The organism is Streptomyces sparsus (assembly GCF_054776295.1).
The window spans coordinates 1-3,313 of the sequence record NZ_BAAHCA010000551.1 but is presented as its reverse complement, the minus strand read 5'-3'; the positions used below and the strand labels follow the sequence as shown (position 1 = coordinate 3,313).

4 protein-coding genes are annotated in these 3,313 nt (G+C 74.2%); 2 read left to right on the top strand and 2 right to left on the bottom strand.

Going from position 1 to position 3,313, the window contains the following annotated elements; translation table 11 throughout:
* Positions 1–196: 196 nt before the first annotated feature.
* Positions 197–589, bottom strand: coding sequence for a DUF302 domain-containing protein (locus ACYVE9_RS20030; RefSeq protein ID WP_461029267.1), 393 nt, complete (start codon positions 587–589; stop codon positions 197–199).
* A 203-nt stretch (positions 590–792) separates the two neighbouring features.
* Between ACYVE9_RS20030 and ACYVE9_RS20025 the strand changes: the two genes are divergently transcribed.
* Positions 793–2,178, top strand: a complete 1,386-nt coding sequence (locus tag ACYVE9_RS20025; RefSeq protein ID WP_461029266.1) for an MBL fold metallo-hydrolase — start codon at positions 793–795, stop codon at positions 2,176–2,178.
* An 88-nt stretch (positions 2,179–2,266) separates the two neighbouring features.
* Here the strand turns inward: ACYVE9_RS20025 and ACYVE9_RS20020 are convergent, their stop codons facing one another.
* On the bottom strand, positions 2,267–2,548 hold the full coding sequence (locus ACYVE9_RS20020) for a metal-sensitive transcriptional regulator (protein ID WP_461029265.1): 282 nt from the start codon (positions 2,546–2,548) through the stop codon (positions 2,267–2,269).
* Between the two features lie 90 nt (positions 2,549–2,638).
* On the opposite strand from ACYVE9_RS20020, the gene ACYVE9_RS20015 reads away from it, so the two are divergent.
* Positions 2,639–3,283 (top strand): rhodanese-like domain-containing protein, encoded by a 645-nt coding sequence (locus tag ACYVE9_RS20015; RefSeq protein WP_461029264.1) that lies wholly within the window; start codon positions 2,639–2,641, stop codon positions 3,281–3,283.
* Positions 3,284–3,313 lie beyond the last annotated feature (30 nt).

The following is a 3,313-nucleotide window of genomic DNA, read 5'->3' as shown; positions in this document are numbered from 1 at the left end:
CGCCGCGCGGCCGGTGCCGTGGCGGGTGCCGCCGCCATGTCGCCGGGGCCTCCCCCGTGCCGGAACGAGCCCCGGCACGTTCTCCCGGACGGGCCCGCGCCGTCCGAGTCACCCGGGGCGACCGCCGCTCGCACAGGCCGGTCGCTCAAGACACGCGCACAGGCCGGTCCTCGCACGCCCCGGTCGCGGCGGCGGCTCAGGCGGGGGCCAGGGAGGCGAGGGCGGCGTCGAGGCGGTCGGCGGCCTCGGTGGCGACCGACTGAAGTTCGGGCAACCCCGTGAGTGTGACCATGGTGTGCGGGTCGAGTGCCTGGACGACTGTCTGTCCGCCTTCCCTCCGGACGACCACGTTGCAGGGCAGCAGCAGGCCGATGGATCGGTCGACGTCCAGCGCGCGGTGGGCGAGCGGCGGGTTGCAGGCGCCGAGGATCAGGTAGTCCTCCATCTCGTGCCCGAGCTTCTGCTTCAGCGTGGCGGTCACGTCGATCTCCGTGAGCACGCCGAACCCCTGTTCTGCCAGTGCCTCCCGTACGGCGGTCACGGTGTCCTCGAAGGTTCCGTCCAGTCGGACGGTCCGGTCGTATCGCATCGTTCCTCCTTCGTGTCGCCCGTTCCGTGACGGGCGTGCCCTGCGGGTACCCGTCTGGGCGGGTGCGGTGGGCGGGTCGTCGCGATGAGCGCGGCGCGGGTTCCGCACCCCGTGCGGAACACCTCCAATATACCCCCGGGGGTAATAGGCTACGCTGACCACAGATACCCCCGGGCGTACCTCCATCTGAAGGGAGCGGCACCGTGTTCTTCGTGGACACCCTGGAGCTGACGGGACTGGGCAACCGGAGCTACCTGGCCGGCGGGACCGCCACCGCCGTGGCCGTCGATCCGCCGCGGGACCCCGGGCGGGTGATCGCGGCGGCGGAACGGCGCGGCGTGCGCATCACGCTGGTCGTCGAGACGCACGTGCACAACGACTACGTGTCCGGCGGTCTGGAACTCGCCCGGCTCACCGGCGCCCGCCACCTGGTGCCGGCCGGTGCGCGGGTGGAGTTCGAGCGGACGCCCGTCGCCGACGGCGACACCGTGCCGGTGGACGACGGGCTCACCCTGCGGGCCGTCGCCACCCCGGGCCACACCCCGCACCACACCTCCTACGTGCTGGCCGACACCGAGCGGGAGATCGGCGCGTTCACCGGGGGTTCGCTGCTGATCGGCACCGTCGGCCGGCCCGACCTGGTGGAGCCCCGGCTGACCGAGCGGTTGGCCCGCGCCCAGCACGCCTCGGCCCGTCGTCTCGCGGACCTGCTCCCGGACGACGTGGCGGTGCTGCCGACGCACGGCTTCGGCAGCTTCTGCTCGTCCAGCCAGACGGAGGGCGACGACAGCACCATCGGCAAGGAGCGCGCCGCCAACGCGGCGCTGCTGAAGGACGAGGACACCTTCGTCGCCGACCTGCTGGCGGGCCTGGTCGACGTGCCCGCCTACTACGCCCACGTCGGGCCGGTGAACGCCGCGGGCCCGCCGCCGCTCGACCTGCGCCCGCCCCGGACCGCGGACGCCTCGGAGATCGCCGCCCGGCTGGCCGACGGGGAGTGGGTGGTTGACCTCCGCAACCGGGTCGCCTTCGCCCGCGGTCACGTGGCGGGCACCTACAACTTCGAGGCCGAGGGGCAGCTCGCCACCTACCTGGCCTGGCTGATCCCGTGGGGCAGGCCGGTCACCCTGCTCGCGGAGTCCCCGGAGCAACTCGCCGACGCCCAGCGGGAACTGGCCGCGGTGGGCATCGACCGGCCGGCCGCTGCCGCGACGGGTGATCCGCGCTCCTGGGTGCCCGACGGCGGCCGTCTCGCCACGCACCGCCGGGCCACCTTCGCCGAACTCGCCGAAGCTTGCGGGGCGGACCGTGCGGCGGAGGACGAGGTGGTGGTGCTGGACGTGCGGCGGAACAGCGAGCGCGGGCGGCACCTGGCCGGGTCGGTGCACATTCCCGTCCACGAACTGCGCGAGCGGCTCGACGAGGTGCCGCCCGGCACGGTGTGGGTGCACTGCGCGGGCGGGCTGAGGGCGGCCGTCGCCGCTTCGCTGCTGGAGGCCGCGGGGCGGGAGGTGGTCGCCGTGGACGACGGCGTCGACGAGGCCGGGGCCGCCGGGCTGGACGTGGTCTCCGACGAAGCCGTGCGGTGACCACCGCCACCCTCCGGACGGCGGGTGGCCGGGCACGACGGTCGCGGGGACGGGCGGTGGGCCACCAGAGGATGACGGCAGGCGCCCCTCAGGCGAGGGAGAGGAAGAGCTTCTCCAGCCGGGCCCGCATCTGGTCGCGGTCCTCGTCGGACGTGCCGTCGCCGTCGGCCAGGCAGTGCTGGAGGCCGGTGGCGATGATGGCGAAACCGGCCTTGTCCAGGGCCCGGGAGGCAGCCGCGAGCTGCGTCACCACGTCCTCGCAGTCCCGCCCGTCCTCGATCATCTTGATGATGCCGGCGATCTGGCCCTGCGCTCGACGCAGCCGGTTGACCACCGTCTTCAGCTCGTCCGCTGCCATCGCGAGTTCCACGACACACTCCTCTCAATACCCCTAGGGGTATCCTACCCCGGAGTGGAGACCCCGTCCCGACCCTGTCCCCCGACCTGCCGAGGTATCCCCATGAGCTTCCCCGCACTCGCCCCCGACGAAGCCCGCGCCCGGCTGCACGAACTCGTCGTCATCGACGTCCGCACCCCCGCCGAGTACGCGTCCGGCCACCTGCCCGACGCGTACAACATCCCGCTGGACCGGCTGGACGAGGCGGTGCCCGTGCTGCGGGCCGCCGCCGGACGCGGAGACCTGCTGGTGGTGTGCGCCTCCGGCAACCGCTCGGCGGACGCCTGCCGGGTGCTCTCCGCCGCAGGCATCGAAGCCGCGACGCTCAGTGGCGGCACCGGTGCCTGGCACGAGCGCGGCCACGACCTGCACCGTCCCGCCGGCGCACGCACCGGCTGGGCGATGGAGCGACAGGTCCGGTTCACCGCCGGCGGTCTGGTCCTGCTGGGGCTGGTCGCCGGACGCCGCCTGCCCGCGGCGCGCTGGCTCTCGGCGGGCGTCGCGAGCGGGCTGGTCTTCTCCGCGCTGACCGACACCTGCGGCATGGCCGTCCTGCTCGGCAAGCTGCCCCACAACCGGCCGAGCGAACGCCACCTCCGCGGCACCCTGGCCGCCCTGGCCGACCGCACCGCCCCGGCCGACAGCAGCCTCCGCCCCGACCGGCCCGAGGACACCCTTCCGTCCGACCGTCCCGACCGGCCGAGCTGACCGAACGACGCCGCCCTCGACGTCGAGCCG

What these genes read in the sequence shown, in the direction of transcription:
- ACYVE9_RS20030 (WP_461029267.1), bottom strand. Translation starts at nt 589, where the DNA reads ATGCGATACGACCGGACCGTCCGACTGGACGGAACCTTCGAGGACACC.
- ACYVE9_RS20015 (WP_461029264.1), top strand. Translation starts at nt 2,639, where the DNA reads ATGAGCTTCCCCGCACTCGCCCCCGACGAAGCCCGCGCCCGGCTGCAC.